Source organism: Micromonospora sp. LOL_015, assembly GCF_048060275.1.
Taxonomy (GTDB): domain Bacteria; phylum Actinomycetota; class Actinomycetes; order Mycobacteriales; family Micromonosporaceae; genus Micromonospora_E.
The window spans coordinates 1-26,711 of the sequence record NZ_JBHMIO010000052.1; the positions used below are offsets into that span (position 1 = coordinate 1).

Below are 26,711 nucleotides of genomic sequence, written 5' to 3' on the forward strand. Positions count from 1 at the left end.
CAGCCCGCCACGCCGAACCACCCGACAGCAGCCACACAACCGCAGGCCACACCCCAAGATCAACTTAAGCTACGCAGCATTGGGCCTGGGCCTCGGAGCCGGAGCCGGAGCCGGAGCCGGTGACCAGACGACGCAAGCCGGGTCGGCGACCCGTACCGTCGGACGGTGACCACGACCGGGCCGCAGCGCCCCGACGTCCGCGTGGTCGCCGTCGGCGTCGGCGCCTACCAGGCCGGCGACGGCTGGACCCTGACCGGGCCGGTCGACGACGCCGTCCGGATCGCACGGTTCTTCGTCGCCCACGGCGTACCCACCGGGAACGTGGAGCTGCTCACCGACCCGGCACCCCCGGCCGACGACCTGCCGGCTGGGGTACGGCGGCGACCCGCCGACCGCGCCACCGTCCGCCAACTGCTGCTGCGCGAGCTGCCTGCCAGCTCCGCGCGGGAACTGTACGTCTACTGGGGCGGCCACGGCTTCGTCGACCCGCGTCGGCGACGCCGGCTGTACTACGCCGACGCCACCGACGCCGACGCCGTCAACCTCGACCTGGACTCGCTGCTGGCGACGTACGCCTCGGACCTCGTCGCGGCGCTGCACCGGCAGCTGTGGCTGGTCGATGTCTGCCAGACGCACGGCCCGGCCCGGCCGCGCCGGATCGACGGGCACGAGACCTTCCCGATCGGCGACCCGGTCGCCGGACGCAGCCAGGACGTGCTGTTCGCCGCCGCCGCCGGCCAACCCGCCGCCAACCTGGACCGGCAGCGGACCGGCCTGTTCAGCCGGGAGCTGCTGCGGTTGATGGACGCCGACGGCCTCACGGCGCTGGCCGACCCGCAACGGCTCGCGGAGCGGCTGCGGGCCCGGTTCACCACGCTACGGGCCGACGGTCTGACCGGGCAGACCCCCACCTACCTGTGGTACCGCGACGCGTCCGGCGACGAAGGTCTGCTGCTGGCGGCGGACCCGGGCGGGTCGCGCAAGCCCGTCGAGAGGTTGGTGCGGCCGTCAACGGCGGCGATCGGCGCGGTGGTGGACGCGCTGTTGGAGATTCCGGAGTTCCGCCGGCCGAACGACCGCGAGGAAATTCTGTCTCTGCTGCCCCCGTCGGTGTACGCCTCGATCCGGCGCAACCCAGCGACCCGGATCGACGCCGTCAGCATCGTCCGAGGCTGCCTGCACCACGCCACCGGACTGTCCGAACTCGTCGCCGCCGTACGCTTCTTCACCAGCGACGACGCTGCCGTCGACCACCTCGCCGAGACGGTCCGGCGGCTCGCCGGGTAGCTACCGCCGGTCGACGCCGGCGCTGTGACGCATGCGCCCCGGCGCTTCCGTTGCCGTGCGGGGATAAGCGATGATGAGGACATCGACCGTCACCTTTCGTGAAGGGCTACCGCTGATGGACAGCACCCCGGCCGGTATCGAGTCCGAGATGCTCGATCTGTCGACGGTAGACGTGGCGACGCTGCGCGGCGTCGACGACTCCGACATGACCGCCGCGATGGTCCGGGTACGGCAGCGGATCGCCGACGCCGAGGGCAGCATCAGCGGCTACAGCGGATCGTTCGCCGGTCGGGCCACCGGAGCCGACCCCCTGGCGGAAGACCGGATCGGTTGACGGGCCGGGCGGCGGCACCCACCCACGCAATCGCCGTCGACGACTTCCGGCAACTGGCCAGCACCGGCGGCGACGAACGGACCGCAGCAGCCCTGCGCGGCTCCGAACGTAGCTGGCGGCTGACCGCGCTGCGCGCACTGGTGGACGCCGTCGCGCGCCGCACCGACGCCGCCGGCCCGCTGTCCGGTGTCGACACCGCGTGGCAACTGCTGGTCCGTGCCGACCGCGCCGACCCGGACGCCACCGAGGAGGTCGTCGCCCAACCGCAGGTCGGCATCTGGGTGGCGCACACCCTGCGCCGGCTCACCTCGGCAGGGTCCGGCGACCCGCCGCTCTGGGTCGACGTCGGCTACCTGCACTCGCTGGCCGCCGCCGCTGCGGTCCGCGCCGGGCTCAGCTTCGACCTCGTGGTCCCGGCCCGCCACGGCCACCTCGCGCTGCCCACCGTCGCCGCCGTGGAACTCCCCCCGCGGATCGAGCGGGTACAGGTGGTCGCAGCCGCCGGCACGGTCACGGTCACCGCGGGCGGCACCGACCCGGTCGGCCCCGGCGACCCCCACTGGCATCCGCCGGTCCGGCTGGTCGCCACCGCTGGCGGGATCGACCTGCGGGTGGAACTGCTCGATCGGGACGTCTACCGGGACCTGCGCGGACCGGCAGCGCCGGCACCGCTGAGCACCGACCAGGTGCGCCGCTGGCAGGCCCAGCTCCAGCAGGCCTGGGAGCTGCTGGTACGGCAGCAGCCGCAGCGCGCCCGGACGGTCGCGGCGATCCTGCGGACCGTCGCGCCGTTGCCGGCCCGGGAACGGTTCCGCCAACTGTCCGCCTCCGGCGCGGAAGCCTTCGGCACCATTCTGCTGTCCGAACCGGACGACGCCACCCAGCTGGCGATGACGCTGGTACACGAGATCCAGCACCACAAACTGGGCGCGCTGGCCCATCTGCTGACCCTGGTGAACGACGATCCCGACCGGCGGTTCTACGCACCATGGCGCGACGACCCGCGCCCTGTCGCCGGGCTGCTGCAGGGGGTGTACGCGTTCGCCGGGATCACCGACTTCTGGCGGGTGCACCGGCGGCACGCCCCGGCCGGGCAGGTCGCGTTGGCCAACTTCGAGTTCGCGCTCTGGCGTCGCCAGACCCGGCACGCGGTGCGGTCACTGCTCGACTCGGGCCGGCTGACCGGGCACGGCACCCGGTTCGTCGAAATCCTGCACGACACGGTCGCCACGTTCGAGACCGAGCAGGTACCGGCCGGCCCGCAACGGTTGGCCGACCGGATGGCCGTCGACCACCGGGCGCTGTGGCGGGCGCACAACCTGCGGCTCGACGCCGCCGCACGGACCGAGCTGGCCGCCGCCTGGGCCGGCCGACGGCCGTTGCCGGCCTGCCTGGCGGACGCCCGGGACGGCCGGCCGGCCACGCTGACCCGCCCCGACCGGGCCTGGTTCGACGCCCGCGCGGTGCTGACCCGCCACCGGCTGACCGACCCGGCCGGCTTCGACCGACTGACCGCCGCCACGGACACCGTAACCGGCCTGGTCACCGGCGCGACCGCCGCCGACGTCGCACTGGTCGGCGGCGACGCCGACCGGGCCCGCGCCGGCTACCTGCGGCAGCTGGCAGCCGATCTGGCGGCCGGGACAACGGCGGCGCACAGCTGGATCGGGCTGGGACTGACCTGGCCGGACGGGTCGACGCATCCGGCGGCGCGGGCCCTGCTGCACCGGCCGGAACTGGTGATGGAGACGCTGCGGCATGCCGCCCGCCGGGGCGCCCCGGTCGACGTACCCGATCCGGTCGAGCTGGCGGCCTGGGTCGGTGCCGGACTGCCCGCCGACGCGCACCGGCCGGCGGATCCGGCCGGCTGGCTGCTTCTGAACCGGACCCGCCGCTGAATCCGGGTCCGGCCGTACAGTTCCGGAGCGAACCCGCCGGGGCAGGTCACAGCGGCAGCGGATCGATATCGCAGTTGGCCCGCACCCCGGCCGCCGCTGCCGCCGTCGCCGGATGCAGCTCGCCGAACGTCGACCGGAACCGGTCGACGATGTCGTCGAACAGCAGACTCGCCTGGGAGTCCTGGCCGAGCCCGCGCAGATCCATCGCGAGGTTGAACCCACAGGCCAACGTGATCGGATGGCCGGGACCGAGCTGCTCCGTACAGCTGTCGAACGTCTCCGCGTCGAGCGCCCGCGCCGCCTCGTACTCACCAAGTTCGTACAAGGCGCTGGCCAGGTTGACCCGGGCGGCGAACACCAGGGCGTGGCTGCCCCCGAGCCGCTGAGTGAGCCGGCGCAGGCCCTCATCGGCCACCTCGCGGGCCTGCTCGTGCTCACCGAGCAGGCGCAACGTCACCGCCAGGTCGACCTGCGCCCCCGCGGTGTGCGGGTGGTCCTCGCCGTAGAGCGCCCGCAGACCCTGCACGGCGGCCTCACCGGCCTGCCGCGCAGCCCGCAGGTCGCCGGTGACCCGCAGGTCGATCGAGACGGTCAGGTTGGCCAGCACACTGTCCGGGTGGTCGTCGCCGTAGCGGATGCGGAACCGCCGCAGCGCATCGGTGGACAGGTCCAGCGCCTCATGGTGCTGGCCGGCCTTACGCCGGAAGCCGGCCAGCTGGTGACTCTGCCGGACCAGGTCCGGATGGTCGTCGTACTTGAGCACCCGGCGGGCGTCGGCGACCAGGTTCTCCTGGCTGGCGTGTGCCGTCACGTAGTCACCCAGCTCACGCCGGTCCAGGTTGATACCGCCGAGGGTGTTCAGGCTGACCGGGTGGTCGGTGCCGTAGATGTGCACCAACTGTTCGTAGGTCTGCTCGTCGAGCTGCAGCGCCCGACCGAACAGCCCGGACAGCCGCATGCTGACCGCGAGGTTGTGCGCGGCCCGCAGCGTGAACGGCTCCTCGTCACCGAAGTTGCGCTGGGACTGCTCGTAGACGGTGATCGACCGCTCCAACGCCCCGTCGAAGTCACCGGCGACGCGATGGTCGGCGGCGACCGCACCGAGCGCGTCGAGCGTCTCCTCCTCGGTGTCGCCGACCGTCTGCCGGTACAGCTGCAACGTCCGGGCGTTCAACTTCGCGGCGGCGGCGTAGTCGCCGACGACGAAATACATGAACCCGAGCCAGGTCGCCATCCGCAGACTGTCCGGGTCGGTGTCGTCACCCCGGTCGATCCACGACCGGTACGCCCGCTGGGCGAGGTCGCGGGCACCGATGTGGTCGCCCCAACGCCACAGGTACTTCGCCTCGTTGAGCACCATGTCCCGGACCAGCTCGTTACGGCAGGTCTCCGCGCCGGACGCGACGATGTGCGGATACAGCTCGGCGTAGCGGGGCCAGTGGTCGGCGTCGTCCGGCTCGTCCGGGTCGTTGCCGGCGAGCAGCAGGTGGGCGCTGTGCCGCAGGTCGTTGCGGTCCTGCTCGCGCATCTGGTGGATCAGCACCCGCTGGACCAGCCGGTGCATCTGCAACGAGTTGGTCCGGTGGTCGATGCGGGCCAACGACAACCGGCCGATGGTCCGAATCGCCTGCTTGAGCCGGATCGGGCTGCGCACCAGCGGATCCAGGTCGGGGTGGATCTGCAACCGGGGCTTGGACAGCAGCGACCGATTGATCGGCTCGGACGCGAAGAACGCGCAGACCTGCAGCAGACGCAGCGCCGACGGGTCCCGCTCCCGCAGCCCGTTGAGGGAGATGTGCCAGGCGGCCGCGACCAGCGGCGGGTAGTCCTGCTCCACCTCGGTCACGTCGTCGACGTCGGGTTGGCTGTCGCGCAGCAGCTGCAGGTACTCGTCGGCGGTCATCGTCGTCTCCGCGCGCCAGGCCGCTGCCTGCTCGATGGCCAGCGGCAGGTCACCCAGCGCGGCGGCGAGCCGCTCCGCGTCGCTGGCCAGAAGGTCCGGGCCACGGCGGCGGAGCAGCTCGATGCTCTCCTGCCGGTCGAACACGTCGACCGGCAGGCCGCTGGCGATCTGGCCCCACCGGGGGTCGCGCGAGGTGACCACGATGCTGCCCGGCCCACCCCGGGGGAAGAACCGTTCCACGTCGTCGGGGTCCTCGGCGTTGTCGAACACCAGCAGCCAGTTGGCGTACGGGCGGCCGATGCGCAGCGCGTCGAGCACCGCCGGCACGGCGGTGTTCGCTGTCGTCGGCACCTGCAGGTCGAGCCGGCTGGCGAGCTCGACGAGTGCGGACTGGATCTGCGCCGGACGCTCGGCGGAGATCCACCAGATCAGGTCGAAGTCCTGCTGGTGCTGGTAGACGTACTCGACGACCAGTTGGGACTTGCCGACACCGCCGGCACCGTGCACCGCCTCGGGCAGCACCGCGGTGGTGCCGGCGCGCAGCCGCTGGTGCAGCGTGTCGAGCAGCGCCCGCCGGCCGGTGAAGTTGGCGTTGCGCGGCGGCAGGTTGCCGACGACGGCCGGCTGCTGGTCGCGTCGCTGGGTGCGCAGGACAGCGGTGGTCGGCGGGATGACACTGCCGGTCGGAGACACCGCACTCCCTTCTGGGTCGGGTCCGGGGTGGGGCGTCTGCTGCCGGGCGCCGAACGGGAAGGACGCTCCCGGCGACGCCATTATGTCAGACATCGTCGGCTCCATACCTGTATGACTCGCTTGCGAATTCGTCGCCGGATAGCGGGATCTGCGGGCCCGGACCGGCGAACCCAACGCCCAACCAAGCCGTTCGGCGGCGACCAGGTTCGGGCCGCCCAACGACAGGTGCACCGCCAACTCGACCCGCAGAAACGGCTCGGAGGCCGGGGTCACCCGGGGGTACGTGGCCTCGCGGGGGCTGCGGACCCGACGGGTCAAGTTCCGCACCGCCTCGATGTCCCGGCCGAGCTCACTCTCCACGGTGTACTGGACCTCGATGATGCGGTCCCGGTAGCTCGACGCCAGCAGTTGGTCACGAACCCCGTGGCGGAACTCGTACCGCAGCCGGGTGTCATCGCCGGACGTACCACCGCCGTGCCGCACCGGCCGCAACAGGTCGCTAGTCAACACCTCGGTCAGGTGCGTCGGGCCGAGCCGACCGGCGGTGCGCTGCACCGCCCGGATGATCCGCGAGGTCAGCGGAGCGGCGGCGAGCCGGGTCGCCAACGCGAACGCCCGGGGCGACGCCTTGGCCCGGAACCGGGCGACCAGCTCGGTCGCCCTCAGCCCCGACTGCGCCAGGCGCGGTACGCGCACCGCTCCCGGGACCCGGTCCGACAAATTCACCAGCAGCGCCGGCATCCGCACCGTACCGGCCGTCGGCCCGGCCAGCAGCCGCCCCCACCGCGACAGCCAGTCACCGCCGCGCTGGATCACCGGCACCGCGGTCCGCTCCGGCCCGCCGGGCTCCGCCGCCGACCACGGGTCCGGCACGCTGGTCCGCCATGGACGCTCGGCGGTCGGTAGCCGGGCGCTGGCCGGGGTCCACAGCACTTCGGCGGTATCCATTCCCCGGTCGTACCAGTGCTGCTGCGGCAGCACGTTGACCACGGCCAACGCCGCCAACGCCGCCCAGCCGACCAGCACCGGGAAGATCAGCCCGGTGGTCCAGGCCGGCGACCGGCCGTGCGTCACCAGGAAGACCACCGGCGGCCCGCCGTCACCCGACGGCACCGTCAGCGGGGCGTGCGGGGCGTCACGCCAGCGCACCGCGCCGTCGGCGACCACCACGGACCGGACCGACACCGAGGCGAAGCACTCCTGCTCGCGCAGCATCGCCAGGAAGTCGGCGAACTCGTCGGACCAGAACTCCATCACCGGATCGTCGTCGATGACGACGAGGACCTCACGACGACCGGCGATCTCCAACTGCCGGGCCGGCTCGGGCAGGGTCGGACGGACCGCAAAGGCCGACCCACGCGACGACAACGAATCCATCATGGAGCACCACCGGGGCGGATGGTGCCGCCGACCGTCCCCCGGTGACCGTCTCCGCTCATTCGCGGACCTCTCCCAAGTCGTCGCCGGCTGAGCCAGGCTGTCCGGGCTGCCGCAGCGGATCGTCCCACAAGATCACAAAGCCGTGCCCGACGTGCCGGCCCGAAGCAGACGGATCCTCACCCCAGGCCGACTTCCTCAACTTTGCGACATGCATGGGCAGCTGCGCCATCCCCCCGGCGAACCCATTCGCCGACTCGACCATCGATCGCAGCACCCGGCACAGCTCAACGGCCAACACCGGATCACGGTGCCAGACGATGGCTGGGACACCGGACCGTACGCCGACAAGCAGTTGCCGCTCGGCCGCGCTGTCCGGCAACGGCGAATCGCTCAACACCAGAACGACCGTCGCCTCGTCACCCGTCAGCAACGCCTCCAGTTGGGCGTCGACCTGATCAGGCGCGGCGCAGAATATCCGAGAAGACCCGCCGTCCGCAGCAACGCCACGCCAGCGCACCCGCCACCGCCGATGCCACTCGGGGGAACGCAGCCGCTCCAACGAGCGGATCACCAGTGGATACTCCACCACCAACGGGCTCGGCACCGGCGACCGAAGTTCCTTGCGCCAGGTGTCGACCGGCTCGTTGAGCAACTGCCACGGCAGGACTATCTCAATCGTCACCGGCCCCGCCTGGTGCGCCCAGCGCCGCTCCGTCTCCGACAGCACCTCGTCGACCGCAGCCTCCAGGTCGCCGTAGCGCACTCGGCGATGCTCACCCCGCACCGGTGCCCAGGTCGGCGACGCCCACTGATACCAGTGGGACATGATGAACGTGTCGTCGTCACCGCCGTACTTCTCGAACTGGATGACCAGGTAAGCCGTCGCGGGGCCGACGGCACCGTCCGCCACGGCTGCGGTGGCTGCGGCGGTGGCGGCGGTGGCGGTGGCGACCGCCGCGACGGGCGACCGGCCGAAGCGGGTCCCACCCACCCCGACGAGGGCGTCCTCCGGCACGTCCCACTCATCGGCCAGGGCCCGAATCAGCTGGCGCAGCCGCTGCCGCGCCTCGGCCGGCACGCTGTCCTCGAGCCGACCGAGCAGCCGCAACCAGTGCGGCACCCCGCCAAACCCCGTTCCGTCGCCCGCCACACCGGCACTCGACGGCGCCACCGCCAGATGGGCGAACAGATGCCACAGCGAGGTGCAGTGCTCCGGCGGCGGCTCCTGCCGGCACTCGACCACGAACCGACGCCACCGCGCCGTCACCCGCAACTCGGACAGGTCACCCCGCAGCCAGCCCAGATCGTGATCGGCGAACTGCTCGAACACCTGCCACTCGTCGGACAACTGGAGCAGCGTCAGGGTCCGCGCGCCGGCCGGCTCCAGTAGCTCGAGACACTCGGCGAGCAGCCGCAGCCCGCCGGTACGGTCGATGCAGGCCGTCACCAGGTCCACCAACTGCGGCCGTAACACCGCCAGGTCACGCAGCCGCAGCGGCCCGCCGAACGCCTCCTCGACCAGCCGCAGCAGCACCTGGCGGCTGCTCGGATCCCGGACCACGTCCGACTCCTCGAGCAGACCGGCTACCTCGGCGATGATCCGGCGACGCTCCGCCCCCTGCGGGGACGGCACCCGCCGCTCGACGTCACTTGGGTCCAACATCGGGCCGGCCGTTCCGCCTGCACCGGGCCGACCCGCCCCGGATCAATCGAGCCGTCCCGGCCCGAACGGGTCCAATGTCTCCAGCGCACGGACCACGTCGTCCGCGTCACCGGCCAGTTCCGCCCGCCGCCGCTGACCGTCCTGCTCAAACACGGCGATCACCCGCAGCGGGCCGGAGCGGCTGCGCAGCATCGACTGGATCGCGTACCAGCCGGCCGACGACGCGATGCCGACCGCGATCTGCAGCAACGTGTCGGCAACCGGGCCCCGGGTGGACAGGAACTCGGACTCCGCCGCCGGATGCCAGGTACGCGCGGTGACTCCCTGCGCGGTCAACTGGTCAACCAACTGGGTCGTGTGCGCCGGGTAGACCGGTGTGCCGTGGTCGAACCCCTGCGGCAGAAACACCACGTCGGTGCCGGCCACCGGCCCCGGACCGGCATCCGCGGGCACGGTGACGACGGATTCCTCGGAGAGCATATGTCGATGGTATGTGGACCACGCGAACCAGCCGACCCCGGACCGATCCAGTGGAGCGGCACTGCTACAACAGATCGCATAAACATGACCGTCACTGTTTGCAACGATCGGGCGGAGGGCCGCGATGCCCGACCCGACCGAGCCAGACTGGCGGCCGGACTACACCGGCGACAACAGCCTCGGTGATGTCGGTGCCGGTCGACGCCTCGGAGCGCACCTGTACTACCTGTACCGGGCCGGCCGGAACGAGCTTCCGGAGATTGCCTCTGTCTACGCCAGGCTGACGAGGCGGACGCACGGCATCGTCGATGGGTTGGAGACGCAGTTCGATCGGCCGGGGCTCGGAATGCATCCGGCGCACCTGCGGCTGATGGAGTTGCGGGACGAGGCGCACGACGTGTTCCGTCAGACCTGCCTGCGCATGCAGGAGGTCGGTGCGGCGCTCGTGGACATCGCCGACTCGTACGCCGCCACCGACAAGCTGGCCGCTGACGAATTCTCCCGGCTGCTGGACGACAACGCCGAGGAGTACGGCACCTCGCCGCCGCACATCCCTGAACTACCCGGGGTGCACGATCCCCCGCCGAGCAGACCGAGTCATGACGAACGCGTCGGTGGCATTTAGATGATCGAGCCCTGCTCCGACCCCTACTCGCGATCGTGAGGGAGGTTTCATGAGCGAGCCTTCGATCACCTACGACCCGCAGGAGTTCTACCGCACGCTCTCGGAGATCCAGGGCTACTTCGCCGAGCTCCGCTACATCGACACCGCGATGGCCTTCCTGGAGGAAGAGAAAGCCAGCTGGTGGCATCAGACACCGGTCGGCCCCGGCACGCACTACATCGAAGTCCGTCTCGGTGCCACGTTCCCCTTCACGAAGATTTACCACGTACCGGCGGACTACGTACGCCTGCCATGGCACGACAGCCGCAAGGAGGAGGTCGACGAACATCTTCGGACGTTGGCCAGTGAGGCTGCGACGTGGGCGGCCACCGCAACTTGCCCAGAGCATGGCGGAGCTGGCACGGCAGGAATCGCTACGCAACATTCTGATCCTCGCCGGCGGTGCAGCGACGGTATTCGGCGGGATCCTCGGTGGCGCGACGGCGACCGTCGGTGGCCTGTGGGTGGCGAGTTCGGGCGTTGTCGCGGGTGGCGTGAGCATCGCCGCGACCACCATCCCGGACGGCGGCTGGGCGGCGCTGAATCTGCAGGGCAGCACCGCCGCTGACCTGCTCGCCTCAGTCTCGGACGCGATCGGGCAAATCGTCGAGAACGACAGCGATCAGCACGCAGCCCTGCGGGAAGTGACCCAGGAAGCGCTCGACCGCGTCGACTCGCTCCGAAGCGGCGACGAGGATGACAGGCTCATCCCGGTCGAGCCCAACATCGTGTCCGGCGTCGACGGCAACGATTTCTACCTACCCTGACGGCATTCGACACGACGACCCTGGAGGACTGCCATGCGTCTACGTACCGGTCGGCTCCGGCGCGGCATCGTCGCGGTGGCGCTCGTGGTCGTCGCTGCCGGGTGCGGTGCCGGCGGCCCGACACCACCGCCCGACTCGAATCCGCGGTACGGGCAGATCCCTGAAGACCTGTGCTCCCGGCTGCAGTTCGAGGCGGTGTTCGAGGGGATCGCTCTGGACCTCGCCCCCTCCCATGAGGACGGCTCGGACTATCGCACGGAGCGCACCTACTGGCGGGAGCGATGCGACTTCGGCGCCATCGCACCCGACGAACGCTTCGCCACCGCACTCGGCGCATTCCAGCCGTCCGGCGCGGTACAGGTCCGCGTCTACCACGACGTGGCGGGTGCGGTGCAGGCCTACGATCAGGACGTCGCGAACTACATCGACCTACCGGAGGAGACCGGGCCGAATCCTGCCACCGCCGAACTGACCGGTTGGTGGGGCGACAGCGGCAAAACGCTCCAGACGGCACTGGTGCTGGATCCCGATGACTTCACCCTCGGTGACATCGCCGCCTCGCAGCTCGACGTCACCCACCTCGTCCGCCACGAAAACCTGGTGCTGATGGTGTACGCGGGCGCGGTGGCCCCCACCGGGGAAACCACAGAGGCGGTCACGCTCCTGCACGACCTGGCGGACGCGCTGATCGACGAAACAGCCAGCCATCTCGACCCCTGAGCACGAACATCGGGTACAGCCGACGCGTACCGTTTCGCGGATGAGCGAGGCAGGAAACCGGGTGAGCAGCCCGGATCAGACGAGTGGGACCGACGTACCGCAGCTTTTGACCGCGGCACGCGCCGGCGACGGCACCGCCTTCGGCCACCTCGTCGGCCCGCTCCGCGACGAACTGCACGCCTACTGCTACCGGATGCTCGGCTCGGTGCACGACGCCGACGACACGGTCCAGGACACCTTCGACCGGGCGTGGCGCAGCCTGGACCGGTTCGAGGACCGGGACGGGTCGATCCGGCCCTGAATGTACAAGATTGCCACGAACCGGGCCCTGACCATCATCGAGCGTCGCGGACGACGGGAACTCCCCACCGACCTGAGCCCACAGGGGGCACCCCTGGCCGAGACGGTATGGCTGGGTCCGTACCCGGACCAGCCGGCCGCACCGACGGCGTCGCGCAGCCCGGAAGCGCAGATCATCGCCCAGGAAAGCGTCGAGCTGGCGTTCGTCGCGGCCCTGCAACACCTGTCGGCCACGCAGCGGGCGGTCCTGCTGCTCCGCGACGTACTCGCCTACCCCGCCAGCGACGTCGCCGACCTGCTGGACACGACCGTCCCCGCCGTCAACAGCGCACTGCAACGCGCCCGCAGAGCCGTCGCCCAACTGCGACCGGCCGCCAGCCAGCAGCGGACCCTGGCCGCGCTCGGCGACGCCGCACAGCGCGAGCTCGCCCGACGGTACGCGGCCGCCTGGCAGGCGAACGACGTCGGCACCATCGTGGCGATGCTGACCGAGGACGCACGCTACTCGATGCCGCCGATGACCACCTGGTACGACGGACGCGACGCGATCCGGCCCTTCCTGGTCGACGTGGTGCTGCGGCACCGCTGGCGGTTCCTGCCGACCCGGGCCAACGGGCAACTCGCCTTCGGCACGTACCTGTGGAACGACGACCGGGACGCGTACGTCCCCGCCGGCCTGGACGTGCTCACGCTACGCGGACAGCAGGTCGCCGAGGTGGTCTCGTTTCTCGACGCCGACTTCCCGACCTTCGGCCTGCCGGCCCAGCTGACCGGCTGACCGATCGGCCACCACCGAAGAACAGATCCGTACGCTGATCGGACGTTGGACGGCGGCGGTCCAGCGCCGCGACCTTGCCGCCGTCCTGGCCGACCACGCCGACGACATCGTGATGTTCGACGTCCCACCACCGCAGCAGGGGGTACGCGGCATCGACGCCTACCGGGAGAGCTGGCCGCCCTTCTTCCAGTGGCTGGCCAGCGGAGGTGGGGTGTTCGAGATCGAATCGCTGGAGGTCACCGCAGGCGACGACGTCGCTTTCGCGTACGCGCTGCTGCGCTGCGGCACCCAGGCGAGCCTCGCCGAGCAGCCGGACGTCCGGCTGCGACTGACCCTCGGCCTGCGCAGGCAGAACGGCCGGTGGATCGTCGCCCACGAGCACCATTCCTTCCCACTGGCCGACACCACCCCGCAGCGCTCGGCCCAGGACGCGGCCCCGGATCAGGGCGCGGCCCAAGCCGAACAGGACCTACGCCAGCTGCACCAGGACTGGTTCGACGCCACCACGGCGAGGGACCTCGACCGGCTGACGGCCCCGATCGCCGACGACGTCGTCTCCTACGAGCACGAGCAACCTCTGCGGTACGTCGGCATCGACGCCGTACGCGAGGTGTGCCGGGCCGGTCTCGACGCAGCTGGCGACGGCACCGTCACCTGGACCGTCCCGGACCTGACGGTCATGGTCGACGGCGACCTCGCGGTCACCTGGGGGCTCAACCGCGTCCGGTTGGAGCCGGCCGAAGCGACGCCCTTCGACAGCTGGTCGCGCGGGACCCGCGTCTTCCGACGCCGCGACGGCGCGTGGCGGATGGTCCACCAGCACCTTTCGTACCCCTACGACCCGTCGACCGGCGCCGCCCGCACCGACCTGCACGGCGTGTGACGACTCATCAACCAGCCCTAAAGGACGGCTCGCCGAGGACGAGGCGACCTGCCATAATCACGGCAAGCAGAGGCGGCCCGAGCACGATGGCCGACAGCGCCAGCCACGGTACGTGCCAATGAAGCTCGGTGCTGAAACTGACGTAAGCCGCCGCCGGACCGATCCCGGAAAGCAGGCCGAGCGCGGTGCCGACCCCGACGATAAGCCACGCTTGAGCTGTCGTGATGCGTCGGCGGACGCGGGGAGCGGCGCCGACCGCAGCCATGGTCGCCAGGTCCGGCCGCAGCTCCACCGACGCCAGTCCGACCGCCACGGTGCTCGCCACGACGGTGACCAGGACACTCACCGTCGCCAGGAGGTAGAACATCACGCCCACCTCACGCGACGACTGGTCGTCCGCCGGCACGGCGTCGACGGTGACCGGAGACGCCGGCGGTTCGGCGGCGGTGAGCTGCGCCGCGAGCAGGATCGAGTTCGCCGCAGCCAGCTCCTGCTCATCCGGCATCCGCGTCGTGTCCACCACAACGAGCCGGACCCTGGTGTCCAGGCCGATCCGCTGCGCGGTCTCCGGCGCGATCACCAGGCCGGGAAGCCTCGCGTAGTACTCCGACCGGCTGGCAACGACGGCTGGCAACAGCGTGAGCCCTTGGCCGTCCGACGACAGCGCGACACGGTCATCGGGCGTCACCAGTGTGTCGTTGAACGCGACCGCGTCACCTCGGTCGAGCGCCTCCTGCTCGGGCCGGGTGGCGGGCCGGCCGGTCACCAACTGGACGACCTCCGCCCCGCCGACGGCCACGTCCCGCTGCTCGGCGGCGACGGACACCGTCGCGGTCGGGCCGGCCGGCAGATCATGGTGGGCAACGTTGGCCTGCAGGTCCGTAGCGGTGACTACCCTGACCGTGGCACGGCTCGGCAGGGCACCGGCGACCCGTCGCAGACCGTCCGGCCCCAGCTTCTCCGCCGCGTCCACCGGGACCAGCACCTGGCCGGGACGGGCGTCGAGTCGGCTCGGGGTCACCTCGCCGCGAGCCGCGCCCGCCAGGGCAAGTGCGACGCTGCCGGCGACCGCGGCGGTCACCGCGGCAACGGCCGCAGCCGTACGGAGCCGATGCCGGGCAGCATGGCGCAACGCCAGCCGTGACGGCATGGGAAGCAGACCAGCGACTCGGCCGCTCATCCGCACCAGCGTCGGCGTGCCGGCGACCACGCCGAGCAACAGCGCGACGCCGCCAGCGGCAAGCACCTGCGGCCGCCCTTGTGGGTTGCCGGAGACCAGCAACGCCACAATCCCCACGACAAGGAGCGCCAGCCCAGCCACCGCGCCGAGGCCATCGACCTTCGACGTGTCCCGCTGGCCGCCGAGGGCGCCACGGACCGAGCCTTGCCGGACGGCGCGGGCCGGCAGCAGCGTGGCCAGCATCGCGATGCACAGCGTGACGCCGACGACGCCCAGCAGCCGACCGGCCGGAAGCGACACGTCGATCAGCGGATGGTTGGCGACCTGTTCGATCAGCGGGGCAGCAGCGGCGAACGTCGCCAGCCCCAGGAGCACCGCTGCGAACGCGGCCACGACACCGAGCAGCAGCCCGCCAGCGACGACGATCCAGGTGACCTGCCGGGGCGTCGCACCAGCGGCGGAGACCAGAGCCAGCTCCCGACGCTGACGCGCCGCCCCGACCAGGAACGCCGCCCCGACGAGCAGCACGACCTGCGCGCCCGCGAACGTCACCACGAGCAACGCCGCCGCAGCCTCGAGCCGGCGTTCCCCGGCGGTCGGGGCCATCCGCTCCCTGGACAGCACCGAGAGGTTGCCGGACCCGGCGTCCATTCGTGGCGGCATCCATTCGGCACCGTCGGGCAGCCGGACCATCAGCTTTCCGGGCGCCGACGAGAGCGGAAACCCGTGCGGGACGAGCAGCCCCGATGTACGCAGCGACCGGCTCCAGTCGACGACGCCGACGACGGTGAGCTCCCGCTGCGGCATCCCAGCGGTGACCGAGCTACCCAGCCGCAGCCCTAGATCCGCCGCCAGCCGCCGGGTCACAGCCACCTCGGCGGAGCCGTCCGGTGCCCGCCCGGACCGCACCACGTACCGGCCGTCGTTGGCCGGATGCGCCGGATCCGTCGCTTCGTACTCCTGTGCCCGCAGCCCGGCCGGGGTCCGCAGCACCGTACTGGCCTGGATCAACCCGGTGGTGTCGCTGCCGGGCGGCAGGGTGGCTTCGACCGCCGCGAGGTCACCCGACCCGACGATCAGATCCGCACCGCCCAGCGTAAAGGTGATCTCCTGCGCCGACGTGCCGCCAAGGTTGCTCCAGCTCGCGGTCAGGATCGTGCCGGCGTACGCGGGGATGAACAGCATCAGCAGCACGAGTACGCTGCGCCCCCGGTGACGCAGCGCCGAACGACGGGCGAGGCGCAGCGCCACCCGCGACGGGCCGACCAGAGCGGCGCCGATCATGACGACTCACCAAGCAGCCGCCGAGGATCGTCGCGATCCGGTGTCGCGTCGACGAGCCGCCCGTCGCGGACGAAGATGGTCCGGTCCGCCCAACCGGCGTACCTCGCCTCGTGGGTGACCAGCACGCCTGCCGCACCGGCGTCGATCCGCGCCCGCAGCACCTTCAGCACGGCGACGCTGGTCTGCGAGTCCAGGGCGCCGGTCGGCTCGTCCGCCAGCACCAGCCGCCGCCCGCCGACCAACGCCCGGGCGATCGCCACCCGCTGCTGCTGCCCGCCGGAAAGCTGATCAGGGAACCGGTCGGCTTCGGCGGCCAGGCCGACCTCGTCCAGCGCGGCGACCGCCGCCGACCGCGCCGACCGCACACCGGCACCGGCCAGCTCCAGCGGCAGGGCGACGTTCTCAGCCGCAGTCAGGTCGGTCACCAGGTTGTAGTCCTGGAACACGTAGCCGATCCGGTCCCGCCGCAGATGCGCCACTGCAGTCGGGTCGAGACCGCCGAGCGGCACCCCTTCGACCTCGACCGAGCCGGCGGTGGGCGTGTCGAGACCACCCGCGACGGCGAGAAGCGTCGACTTGCCAGATCCGGACGGCCCCATCACCGCGACCAGCTCACTCGGCCTGACCGACAGGCTGACACCCGCCAACGCCCGTACGGACACCTCACCGGCCTGGTACACCCGCTCCACGTCGGTGAGTCGCAGCACCGGGCCGCTCATCGCTGCGCCCGCTCGGGCATCGGCTGCTCGGTCGCGACCAGGCGCGGCCCGGTCGGGGGCCGGTCGTGCCGGCGGCGCAGGGTCGTCGCCTCGGCGTGGTCGAGCCACCGGATCTCGCTCTCCAGGCCGAAGATCAGGTGGTCCAGCAGCAGCGTCCAGGTGAGATCGTCATCTGCGTCGGCCCGCTGGCGCAGATCGGTGTAGTCACGCATCTGGCGCATCGACTCGGTTCGCTGCTTCTGCACCACGAGTGCGATGTCGACGTGCGGGTCGACCGCCGCCATCGCCAGCTTGATGGCCAGTTCACTGCGCGGGCGGTCGGTTTCGGTGATCGGAGTGACGTACCAGCTCTCCAGAGCTCGCCGACCCTGCTCGGTGATCGCGAACATGTCCCGGCCGTCCTCGTTGGTCCCAACCGGAGCGACATCGCCGTCCCGGGCGAGACGGTCCAGCGTGGTGTAGATCTGTCCAACGTTCACCGCCCAGCTGCCGCCGGTGCGGGCGTCGAACTCGGTCCTGAGCTGGTAGCCGTACTTGGGGCCGTCGGCGAAGAGAGCCAGTAGCCCCCACCGCACCGCAGTTCGCTGCATGCGGACACCCTACCAAGTAAGTAGTTGCCCAGTAAGCACTCCCCCTAGATGCGGCGGTACACGCCTCGTGTCTCCACCCGGTACGGTGACGTGTCATGCATGCGCTGAAGCCCTGGCATCTGACCGTACTGCTGCTCACCGGTCTACTGTGCGCCGGCGGTACCACAGCAGTCATCGCCGCTCTTCTCGTGGCCGCCAAACGGGGCAAACGCTGACCTGCAAGAGCCTTCCCGCGTACGCTGCGAGCTGCACCGGGTCCGGAGACCCGGTGCAGCGCCCGGCGGCCCGGCGGATGCGGGACCGCAGGGCCGCAGTTGCGATCCTCACCGGGTCCGGAGACCCGGTGCAGCGGCGGCACCACCGAAGGCGGGATGCTCCAACCCGTGTTGCGATCCTCACCGGGTCCGGAGACCCGGTGCAGCTGCATCATCTGCGGAGACCTCGCCGCCTCCGCCCTGGTTGCGATCCTCACCGGGTCCGGAGACCCGGTGCAGCCCGCCGAGCTACGAGCCGTCCTGTCTCGGCTCACCCACGTTGCGATCCTCACCGGGTCCGGAGACCCGGTGCAGCCGTCGGGTGGCCGGATGCGGCAGCTGCAGTTCCACCTGTTGCGATCCTCACCGGGTCCGGAGACCCGGTGCAGCGCGGCCTCAACCAGGCTCGTCGGGGTTTGGGCGTTGTTGCGATCCTCACCGGGTCCGGAGACCCGGTGCAGCTGTTTAAGGTGATCGGGCGCAAGCCGATTCGTTGCCAGTTGCGATCCTCACCGGGTCCGGAGACCCGGTGCAGCTCGACCGTCGCCCGGCACCGCTCCTGCGCCTCGGCCACGTTGCGATCCTCACCGGGTCCGGAGACCCGGTGCAGCGTACCCGGACCGTCGACAAGGCCAGCTACGACGAAACCAGTTGCGATCCTCACCGGGTCCGGAGACCCGGTGCAGCTGATCCGTGGATGGAGTTTGAGTTCTATCTGGCCGAGTTGCGATCCTCACCGGGTCCGGAGACCCGGTGCAGCAGTCGGCATCCACGCCGTCCACCGGCTCGATGTGCGTGTTGCGATCCTCACCGGGTCCGGAGACCCGGTGCAGCGCCGTCGGCCCTTGCCGACCACCCGGATGACGTCCTGGTCGTTGCGATCCTCACCGGGTCCGGAGACCCGGTGCAGCCACTCTCTGTGTCGTGACGTGACCCTCGCAGAGTAGTGTTGCGATCCTCACCGGGTCCGGAGACCCGGTGCAGCCAGACCGAGTACGCCGCGGCGGTGCGTGAGCACGGCAAGTTGCGATCCTCACCGGGTCCGGAGACCCGGTGCAGCTCGAGCCGAACGCCGCGACGGTGAGCACCGCGAAGTAGTTGCGATCCTCACCGGGTCCGGAGACCCGGTGCAGCCGGTACGGCCACCGCAGGTACGACTTGTCGGTTTCGTCGTTGCGATCCTCACCGGGTCCGGAGACCCGGTGCAGCCGGCGTACCGCCGGCCGGTGCCGGCGGCGGCGGGGCGTTGCGATCCTCACCGGGTCCGGAGACCCGGTGCAGCCGACGGTCCGGATGAGCCGGTCGACCAGGCCGGGCCGGTTGCGATCCTCACCGGGTCCGGAGACCCGGTGCAGCAGGACAAGCCGGCCTTCTTCGGCGCGCTCGCCTGGATCGTTGCGATCCTCACCGGGTCCGGAGACCCGGTGCAGCGGCTCGCGAGCTGTGAAAATAGAAGACAATCGCTTGACTTCCGGCCAGCCACGAGGCCGATACGGGATTTTTGCCCGATATTCTGGTTCGGAACCTCCCGGGGTTTGGTGCCCACCGGAGGTTCCTAGATCACGAACGGGCCGCGTGGATCGAGCCCACGGGGACGTCCGAGGTGTTCGACATCGTCGAGAGCCATCGCGGGAAGGCGGTAGATCCGTACGCTGTCGCGGGTCGGGTCGATGACCGCCTCGATGGCCACGACCAGCTTGACCTTGTCCGCGTCCCGGCACACTACTTCGAACACCGACTTTTGGACGCGGTGCCCGTACCCCTCGCAGATCTTCGCCACCTTGCGCAGCCGGCGGGCACCAGCCGGGGTGGTGGTCTCGACGTCGTACGTCACGAGCAGGTCCATTTCAGGCGACCGTCCACGGCTGGTACGCGGCCAGGTCGCCGCGAAGGTGCCGGGCAAGCAGCCGCGCCTGTACGAGCGGCAGCAGTGCGCCTTCGACGTCACGCCGCAGGTACGCGTGCGGCCAGGCCCGCTGCCGGCTCTTCTCCCAGGCGGTGAACACCTTCTTGCGCCCATCGTCGGTCAGTTGGTACGCGCCGTTCGGCAGGTGATCGAAGTCCTTGTCGCTCAGTTCTCGCCGGTTGAGCAGGGTGAAGACCAGCCGGTCCACGAGCAGGGGACGGAACTCTTCCATCAGGTCGAGCGCGAGCGCCGGCTTGCCGGACCGTACGCCGTGCAGCAGCCCGATGTACGGGTCGAGCCCGACCTGCTCGAGCGCTCCGTGCACGGCGCCGCGCAGCATCCCGTAGAGGAAGGAGAGCAGGCAGTTGACCGGGTCGGTGGGCGGACGTTTGTTGCGGCCGGCGACCTTCCATTCTTTGCTTCTGGTGACCAGGTGCGGCATGGCGGCGAAGTAGTCCCGGGCGGTGATTCCTTCGACGCCGAATACTTCGTCGATGGTGGTGGCGTCGCGCAGCAGGTTCAGTCGTTCGGCGATCAGGTCGGCGCTGGCGCGCAGTGCGGTCTGACGGAACCCGGAGCTGTCCCGGGCGGTACGCAGCAGCACCTGCCGGCTGTTGTGGATCTTCCCGGCGATCATGGCCTTGGAGATCGACACCCGCTGTTGGGGGTCGTCGGCGGCGCGGTGCTGGGCTTGCCGCAGCAGCGGGTTGCCGGTGGCCGGCCCGACCGTCCGCATCAGGAACCGCCCGTTGCCGGTCAGGTAGGTGACGGACCGACCGTCAGCGGCGCAGCGCAGCTGCAGTTCCTGGCTGACGTTGACTCCGCCGAAGGCGACGAGGTGGTCGAGGCGGACGAGCGGCACCCGTCTGGGCGGGGTCTTTGGCTCGTCGTCGGGGTGGAAGGCCCGCAGGGTGTCGCCGTCGAGGTGCAGGCTTGTGCCCGGCCTCTGGACGTACAGAGTGTTCAGCAGTTCAGTCACGCCAGGTTCCGAGTGGTCGCGGGGTAAACAGGTCGAGTAGTGGCCGGCTGTGCCCATCGGTGGCTTCGGGCAGGCAGGCGTCGCGCAGGGAGCACCGCCGGCAGCGTTTGTCGTTGCGGGCGAGCGGGAGTTTCGACGTGCCGAAGATTCTCCGTACCGCCCCGGCGGCTTCGATGACCTGCTCGATCAGTGTGTCGTCGATGGTGACCGGGTGGCGGCGGCGTTCGGCGACGGAGTAGATGTAGCCGAGCGGCACTTCGAATCCGGCGCCGATGAGGCACAGCGCCTGTCCGCCGAGTTGCAGTTCGGCTGGTCCTCCGGCCTGGTACCGGCCGACCTTGTATTCGACCGGGGTGGCGACCTGTCCGGTGAACTCGACGACGTCGCAGACGCCACGCAGCCCGTACGTCTCACTGCCGACCGGTAGTGACCGTACGACGGTGACACCTGCCCGGCGGGTGACGCCGGGCAGGTCGACGGCGGTGTGGCTGAGGTCTCCGCGTACCGTTTCCGCGCTCTCGTCCCACACCTGTTCGACGTGGATGAGCGCGGTCTGCCGGTGACAGTAGGCATAGTGCTCAAGGGCGGACAGCGGGACCTCGCGGATCCCGCTGTCGCTCTCGACCGGGTCGGTCACAGCCAGAGGTCCACCGCGGTGGTGAGCTGGACGCCGTCGGGCAGCGGAGTGTCGGCGATGGTCCGCTGGTAGTCGAGGTGTTGGCGGGCCGGCTTGTCGGGGTTGGTCCGGCTTACCTGGATCCGCTTGGTGAGGCTGGCCGCGGGGGCGACGCCCAGCGCGTCGGGGTGGCTGAAGATCCACAGCCCGCAGAGCTTCATCTCGCCTCGGGTGGCGGACCGGTCGTGGTCGAACATCATGGCGATGGCCCGCCAGAGCGCGGTGAGGTCGTCGGAGGTGACGCCGGTCTTCGCGGCGCGCGGCGCGGAGTAGAAGGCGTGTGCCCGGTAGAGCCCGTACGGGACGGTCCACTTCGAGCCCATCTCGGTGCGCTCGCCTCTATCGATGTCTTCCTGGCGGGTCTGGGTGACCCGGGTGATGGCGTGGTCGGCCGGCAGGATCGGGTCGATGCTGCGGGCGAAGCCGACCTGAAGCGGACCGCGAATCTGGCCGAGGCCGCCCTTGCCTCCACCGCCGGTGAGCACCGCGCCGAACATGCGGATGTCGAAGTAGTGCTCGCAGAGCCACTGCTGGGCTTGGTCCATCCCGCCAGGCGCGGCGATTCTCGCCTCGTCAGACCGGGTGTTCAGGGCGTGGCCGGCTTCGACGAAGATGCCGTACCGGGGGTCGCCGCCGCGCATCAGCGCCACCGTGTCCCGGATCTTGCGCTTGATGGCGACGTCGGTGACGAGGCCCTGCCCGGTCTCGTCGTCGGTGCGGGGCTGGTTGCCGCCGTCGGGGTCGCCGTTGGGGTTGCCGTCGGTGACATCGAAGAACATCACGATGTCGTGCCGGCGGGCGGGATCGAGATGGGCGGCACTCATGCGGCGTCTCCTTCAGGTGCGTCAGCTGCCGGCGTCCCGTCCGCACCGGGCGGCAGGTCGGCGGGTGGCAGATCGGTGTTCTTCTTGTTGGCGGCGGCTTCGATCCGTTCGGCCCGCATCGCGGCGCGCTGGTGGTGGTAGCCGAGGACGAACGCGGCCTTCTGCGTCAGCATGGCCGAGCTGGGGATCGAGGTGTCGGCGTCGATCTGCGCGAAGATGTCGTCGAGTCGGTTGGCGTACGCACCGGCCCAGGCCGGTTTGCCGAGCGGGCCGCGCAGCCGTCGCAGCCAGGCGGTGGCGGAGCGACGTCCGTTGACCAGCACCGCCTGCGGGTTCGTGATGGCCCGGCCCATGTAGCGTTCGGCGAAGGTGGTGTTGAGCTGCTGGTTCGCGGCGCGGTAGACGGCCTGTTGCAGGTCGTCGAGCACGGCGAAGGCGCGACCGGACAGGTACGCGGGGTCGCGGTTGGCGTCGTTCAACGTCGGGGTCAGCCTTTCTGCGTGGTACGGAGGAAGCCCGGGGCGGCGCAGGACGGCGAGGCGGATCAGGGCGACCCGGGCGGCGTCGACGCGGCCGTCGGTGCGGATGCGGTCGATGACGTGGGCGAGGATCTTTGGTGGCAGTGGCGCACCGAAGACCGCTGACCGCCACAGCGCGTGGTAGAGGCCGCCGGGGCGGTCCTCCCCTCGGGCGCCGAGTTTGATCCAGCTGCCGGGGCCGCTGCCCCGGCCGGGCTGCCACCGGCCGGCGACCCGGGTGAGCTGGACGAGCTTGACGAGGGTCGGCTTACCGTCGCAGCCGGCGATCTTGTGGTCGTCGACCCAGCGGCGGAGGTTGGCTTTCACTGCCGGCAGCGGCATTTCGACCCAGTCGCGGACGACGACGCGGGCGACGTTGCCGGAGACGGTGACTGAGCAGAACTTCGACAGGTCGTCGACGGTCGCTTCGACACCGCGCGTCGGGCTGACGATCATGTCCAGCGCGGTCTTCTCGTCCTCCTGGTCGAGCGGCCCCATCGGGTCGAACGACGCGCCGCCGATCACCCACCAGGTCAGCCTGGCGTTCTGGCCGGGCAGGCTCGCATGGTGGTTGGTGTCGCTGAGCAGAACGGTCAGCGACGACATGAAGGTCAGTCCACAGGTGACGCAGATCGGCGTGTTGCCGAGGAACTTGGTCAGCTCGTAGCCGTGCACCGCTTCGTTGACGCTGACCAGCGACGCTCCCTGCGTGGCGCCGGGCAGCAGCCGCTGCGGGATCTGCTGCGGGATGGTCTTGAGCAGGTCGCGCACCTCGCCGCAGACGAGGCACCGGCCGGCCCGGCCGAGCCCTTTGCGGCCGGCGGCGACGGTCGCCCAGTAGCGTCGCGCGCTGTCGTGCTCGAAGGCGTACTCGTCTGCGACCCGGATGCCGACCATGTCGGCCCGGCCCCACTTGTCCGGCTGCTGCACCTTGTAGTGTTGGTGGCTGCGGTAGAAGGCAGCGACCGCCGGGCCGGGTCCGTCGGGTTCGGCTTCGGCCCAGTCGCGAATGAGTTCGACGAACGCGTCGTGCTGTTTGCCGATCCGGTCGGCTTTGCCGCCGTCAGCGACCCAGCCGAGCGCGTATTCGACGTTGTCGACGGCGAGGGTGGGGGCGATCCCGACGGTACGGGTGACGGCCGGCACGCTCCGTTCGATGCCGAATCGGGCACCGGCGGCGTCGCTGGCGGTGTCGGTCTGCCCCCGGTAGCCGCCGTCCCGGTCGATGTCGATGATCAGCCGTACGGGTTTGCGGCCGTAGAAGGGCGGAAGCACGTCGTCGCTGGTGGCGGCGAATTCGACGAGGCGTTGCAGCAGCATCAGGCGGCTCCGCCAGTGGGCGGTAGCGCCATTTCCATGCCGCGTGGCGGGACGTGCAGGACGCCTTCGGCGACGCGGGCGGCGAACCATTCCATCCGGGGTTGGTTTTTGCCGTCGCGGTGGATGGTGTGCAGCATGATGCCGACTTCTTCGTTGACGCTGGTGTCGCGCGGGGTGTCGTCGGGCCAGCTGAAGTCGGCGCTGAATTCGCGCGTACCGAGGTAGGGCTGTTGGAAGCAGGCTCCTCGGCGGACCCGGCGGCGCAGCTGGTCGCGGTAGGCGGCGGCGGGTTTGTCGGCGTGTACCGCCGGCACCAGGTGGGCGTGGATGCGGTAGGCGACGTCGCGCAGGCAGACGGCATTGCGCTGGTCGCGGTGGGCGACGGTGTCGACACGGCGCTTGCCGCGGATGGCGTCGGCGAGCGGGGCGACGTCGGTGGTTTCGTTACGGCGGATGGTGAACTGTTTGATGGGTTTGAGCACTTCAATGGCGACGATCTCGTAGCGGATCTCCGGTTTCCAGTAGATCGCTTCGAGGACACCGACGGCCGCCGTGGGGGTCATCACCGGGTACGTGACCCGTTCGACTTTCAGCTCGGGGCGGGAGAACAGGGCGGCGTCGCCGCTGACCTGGACGGCGATCGGCAGGTCTCCGTCGGCGCTGCGGCGCAAGGCCAGCCCGTTGACGACTTCCGTGGTCACAGGATGAAGTCCTCCAGTTTCGGGTCGAAGATCATGCCGGTGTACGGGTCGTAGTCGCCGCGCCATTCGACGAGCGCGCCGACTCGGACGTCCGAGCCGAGGATCGGCTGCATCAGGGCCCGCACACCGGCGTCGCGCTGGGGCACGCCCGGGTGGACGGTAGTGGTGTAGGGCTGCAGCCGGCGCAGGTCACGCATGTCGGGTACGGGTGCGGTGCGTACCCGGTGGACGAGTTCTTCGACGTCGGCGCGCTCGTCGGGCGTACCGGCGCCTTGTGGGGTGACCACCGAGATGCTGTCGGCGCTGATGATGCGGAAGGCGCGCTTGCGGTCGCGGTGTCCGCTGTCGTCGAGCGGCCCGTCGGCGACGGTCTCATACGCCCAGGCGGTCCGGGACCGCTGGATCTGCTGGCCGATGTGCTGCGGGTCGTTGAGGTTGAGCGTGCTGTAGATGGAGCGGTAGTAGGCGGCGAGTGCGTCAGGGTCATCGGGGTCGGCGCGGTCGGGTCCGAAGTGGGTGGTCGCGGCGCCGACGAGCCGCTTGTACGTCTCCGGAGCGCTGCCGTCGGCGGGTGCGAAGATGACGACGCGGCCGTGGTCGAGGCGGCCTTCCCGGTTGGCCCGGCCGGCGGCCTGCAGCAGCGAGTCGGCGGGGGCCATCGCCCGGTAGACGGTCGGGAAGTCGACGTCGACGCCGGCTTCGATGAGCTGGGTGGAGACCAGCAGGACCGGCTCGTCGTTCGTCAGCCGGTCACGGACGTCTTCGAGTACGCGCTGCCGGTGCGCCGGGCACATCCGGGTGGACAGGTGCCGGGCGTGGTCGAGGTCGCCGCCGTCGCGCCAGGTGTCGAAGACGGACTGGGCGTTGGCGGTGGTGTTGACGACGACCATCGCGGCGGGCGGCCGGCCAGCGGGGGCGGCGACGTCGTCGGCGGCCCGGTCGGCGATGTCGGCGAGGGTCGGGGCGGGGTCGAGCTGCCATTCGTAGCGGACCCGTTTGAGCTGGCTGGCGACGGCGGGCACGTCGGTCAGCACGTCGGTGTAGTCCACGCCGTTCAGGGTCGGCAGCGACCAGAACTCGGGCTGGGTGGCCGAGGAGAGCAGCACGGTGGTGCCGAAGTGCCGCACCAGCAGCCGCAGCCCGTCGAGGATCGGGACGAGCATGTCGTGCGGCAGGGCCTGCACCTCGTCGAGGACGATGACCGACCCGGCGAGCCGGTGCACCCGGCGCACCGCGGACGGCCGACGGCCGAACAGCGACTCGAAGAGGCGAACGAAGGTGGTCACGACGAACGGTGCGTCCCAGTTCTCGGCGGCGAGTCGGCCCCACCGTCCGGTGGCAGCGTCCTCGAAGTTGACCTGGCTGTGGTGTTCCAGGACGACCGGCTCGGCGCCGGGCTCATCGAGCATGCCACGGTAGACGGCGGCATTCTGCCCAGTGATGGTCAGAAACGGGACAGCGACGATGACGCGTCGTTGCTGGTTCTTCTCGGCGTGCCGCAGCGCGAACCCGGCGGCGCAGAGCGTCTTGCCGGCCCCGGTCGGCGCGGGCAGCCGGTAGATCCCCGGCGGCTGGTCGGCGAAGCTGACGCACTGGGCGTAGACCTGCTCGCGCAGGTCGTCCACCGGGGACGACTTGCCGGCGGCGAGCATGGTGGCTCGGCGCTGCTCCAGCATGGCAGTACGGCGCTGCTCGAACAGCTTGTACAGGTGGCCGAAGTCGGCGTCGGCGCGGACCCGGGGCGCGGCCAGGCCGTCGAAGTGCGCGCCGGTGTCGAGACCGTCGGCGTCGACCAGGGCGCTGTAGCACAGCCGCAGCGCCATCTCCCCCACGAGTTGGTCCTGCAGCCACGCGTCGGGAATGGTGTGCCGCAGGTCGGCTGGCAGATCGGGCAACAGTCGGGGCAGCTCGTCCTCAGCCGAGGTGACGTCCTGCGCCCGGCTGAATCCCACTGACCTAAACTTTGGTCGTTTTGTTGGCAATACTGCTGGTTTTGGGCTGGGTGCGGGT

20 protein-coding genes, 1 pseudogene and 1 CRISPR repeat array are annotated in these 26,711 nt (G+C 70.6%); of the genes and pseudogenes, 8 read left to right on the forward strand and 13 right to left on the reverse strand.

Annotated elements, in window-relative coordinates; all coding sequences use genetic code 11:
• Positions 1–165 precede the first annotated feature (165 nt).
• From ACFHWU_RS25480 to ACFHWU_RS25490, 3 genes are all read left to right on the forward strand, one after another.
• Positions 166–1,287 carry an effector-associated domain 2-containing protein gene (locus ACFHWU_RS25480; protein WP_416556857.1) on the forward strand — a complete coding sequence of 374 codons (1,122 nt, stop codon included), beginning with the start codon at positions 166–168 and terminating at the stop codon, positions 1,285–1,287.
• A gap of 70 nt (positions 1,288–1,357) precedes the next feature.
• Positions 1,358–1,621, forward strand: a complete 264-nt coding sequence (locus tag ACFHWU_RS25485; protein WP_416569326.1) for a hypothetical protein — start codon at positions 1,358–1,360, stop codon at positions 1,619–1,621.
• Positions 1,618–3,519 carry an aKG-HExxH-type peptide beta-hydroxylase gene (locus ACFHWU_RS25490; protein WP_416591820.1) on the forward strand — a complete coding sequence of 634 codons (1,902 nt, stop codon included), beginning with the start codon at positions 1,618–1,620 and terminating at the stop codon, positions 3,517–3,519. Before ACFHWU_RS25485 ends, ACFHWU_RS25490 begins: the two co-directional genes overlap by 4 nt.
• A gap of 46 nt (positions 3,520–3,565) precedes the next feature.
• Here ACFHWU_RS25490 and fxsT read toward each other — a convergent pair whose 3' ends face one another.
• From fxsT to ACFHWU_RS25505, 3 genes are read right to left on the reverse strand one after another with little or no spacing between them, the layout of a single operon-like run.
• On the reverse strand, positions 3,566–7,495 hold the full coding sequence (gene fxsT / locus ACFHWU_RS25495; RefSeq protein WP_416591821.1) for an FxSxx-COOH system tetratricopeptide repeat protein: 3,930 nt from the start codon (positions 7,493–7,495) through the stop codon (positions 3,566–3,568).
• A gap of 55 nt (positions 7,496–7,550) precedes the next feature.
• Entirely contained in the window at positions 7,551–9,158 is a 1,608-nt protein-coding gene (locus ACFHWU_RS25500; protein WP_416591822.1) for an effector-associated domain 2-containing protein, read from the reverse strand.
• 42 nt (positions 9,159–9,200) lie between these two features.
• A complete protein-coding gene (locus ACFHWU_RS25505) occupies positions 9,201–9,638 on the reverse strand; it encodes a hypothetical protein (RefSeq protein WP_416556852.1) in 438 nt (145 codons plus the stop codon).
• Positions 9,639–9,762: 124 nt separating this feature from the next.
• Here ACFHWU_RS25505 and ACFHWU_RS25510 point away from each other — a divergent pair, with 124 nt between their 5' ends.
• The 5 genes and pseudogenes from ACFHWU_RS25510 (at position 9,763) to ACFHWU_RS25530 (ending at position 13,750) form a co-directional block, all read left to right on the forward strand.
• Positions 9,763–10,263, forward strand: a complete 501-nt coding sequence (locus ACFHWU_RS25510; protein ID WP_416591823.1) for a hypothetical protein — start codon at positions 9,763–9,765, stop codon at positions 10,261–10,263.
• Positions 10,264–10,649: 386 nt separating this feature from the next.
• Complete coding sequence (locus ACFHWU_RS25515) at positions 10,650–11,069, forward strand: hypothetical protein (protein ID WP_416569321.1); 420 nt, start codon at positions 10,650–10,652, stop codon at positions 11,067–11,069.
• A gap of 75 nt (positions 11,070–11,144) precedes the next feature.
• Positions 11,145–11,789, forward strand: coding sequence for a hypothetical protein (locus ACFHWU_RS25520; protein ID WP_416591824.1), 645 nt, complete (start codon positions 11,145–11,147; stop codon positions 11,787–11,789).
• Positions 11,790–11,829: 40 nt separating this feature from the next.
• Positions 11,830–12,867, forward strand: a pseudogene (locus ACFHWU_RS25525) (sigma-70 family RNA polymerase sigma factor).
• Positions 12,868–12,892: 25 nt separating this feature from the next.
• Complete coding sequence (locus ACFHWU_RS25530; protein WP_416569336.1) at positions 12,893–13,750, forward strand: YybH family protein; 858 nt, start codon at positions 12,893–12,895, stop codon at positions 13,748–13,750.
• A 7-nt stretch (positions 13,751–13,757) separates the two neighbouring features.
• Here the strand turns inward: ACFHWU_RS25530 and ACFHWU_RS25535 are convergent, their stop codons facing one another.
• The 10 genes from ACFHWU_RS25535 to cas3 all read right to left on the reverse strand — a co-directional run bounded on the left by ACFHWU_RS25535 (position 13,758) and on the right by cas3 (position 26,653).
• Positions 13,758–16,214, reverse strand: a complete 2,457-nt coding sequence (locus tag ACFHWU_RS25535) for an FtsX-like permease family protein (RefSeq protein WP_416591825.1) — start codon at positions 16,212–16,214, stop codon at positions 13,758–13,760.
• The gene (locus ACFHWU_RS25540; RefSeq protein WP_416591826.1) at positions 16,211–16,933 is read right to left on the reverse strand and encodes an ABC transporter ATP-binding protein; all 723 of its coding nucleotides are present in this window, start codon (positions 16,931–16,933) and stop codon (positions 16,211–16,213) included. The genes ACFHWU_RS25535 and ACFHWU_RS25540 overlap by 4 nt, the downstream gene beginning before the upstream one ends.
• Entirely contained in the window at positions 16,930–17,523 is a 594-nt protein-coding gene (locus ACFHWU_RS25545; protein ID WP_416569316.1) for a PadR family transcriptional regulator, read from the reverse strand. The genes ACFHWU_RS25540 and ACFHWU_RS25545 overlap by 4 nt, the downstream gene beginning before the upstream one ends.
• A gap of 238 nt (positions 17,524–17,761) precedes the next feature.
• Positions 17,762–19,208: direct repeats of the CRISPR family, unit length 37 nt; unit sequence GTTGCGATCCTCACCGGGTCCGGAGACCCGGTGCAGC.
• Between the two features lie 124 nt (positions 19,209–19,332).
• Entirely contained in the window at positions 19,333–19,623 is a 291-nt protein-coding gene (gene cas2 / locus ACFHWU_RS25550; protein ID WP_416591827.1) for a CRISPR-associated endonuclease Cas2, read from the reverse strand.
• 1 nt (position 19,624) lies between these two features.
• The gene (gene cas1c / locus ACFHWU_RS25555) at positions 19,625–20,662 is read right to left on the reverse strand and encodes a type I-C CRISPR-associated endonuclease Cas1c (RefSeq protein WP_416569391.1); all 1,038 of its coding nucleotides are present in this window, start codon (positions 20,660–20,662) and stop codon (positions 19,625–19,627) included.
• Entirely contained in the window at positions 20,655–21,299 is a 645-nt protein-coding gene (cas4, locus tag ACFHWU_RS25560; RefSeq protein ID WP_416569390.1) for a CRISPR-associated protein Cas4, read from the reverse strand. The genes cas1c and cas4 overlap by 8 nt, the downstream gene beginning before the upstream one ends.
• A complete protein-coding gene (cas7c, locus tag ACFHWU_RS25565) occupies positions 21,296–22,162 on the reverse strand; it encodes a type I-C CRISPR-associated protein Cas7/Csd2 (RefSeq protein WP_416569389.1) in 867 nt (288 codons plus the stop codon). The genes cas4 and cas7c overlap by 4 nt, the downstream gene beginning before the upstream one ends.
• Positions 22,159–24,000: a type I-C CRISPR-associated protein Cas8c/Csd1 gene (gene cas8c / locus ACFHWU_RS25570; protein WP_416591828.1), complete on the reverse strand. Its 1,842-nt coding sequence runs from the start codon at positions 23,998–24,000 to the stop codon at positions 22,159–22,161. Before cas8c ends, cas7c begins: the two co-directional genes overlap by 4 nt.
• Entirely contained in the window at positions 24,000–24,701 is a 702-nt protein-coding gene (cas5c, locus tag ACFHWU_RS25575; RefSeq protein ID WP_416556841.1) for a type I-C CRISPR-associated protein Cas5c, read from the reverse strand. Before cas5c ends, cas8c begins: the two co-directional genes overlap by 1 nt.
• On the reverse strand, positions 24,698–26,653 hold the full coding sequence (gene cas3, locus ACFHWU_RS25580) for a CRISPR-associated helicase Cas3' (RefSeq protein WP_416591829.1): 1,956 nt from the start codon (positions 26,651–26,653) through the stop codon (positions 24,698–24,700). The genes cas5c and cas3 overlap by 4 nt, the downstream gene beginning before the upstream one ends.
• Between the last annotated feature and the right edge of the window lie 58 nt (positions 26,654–26,711).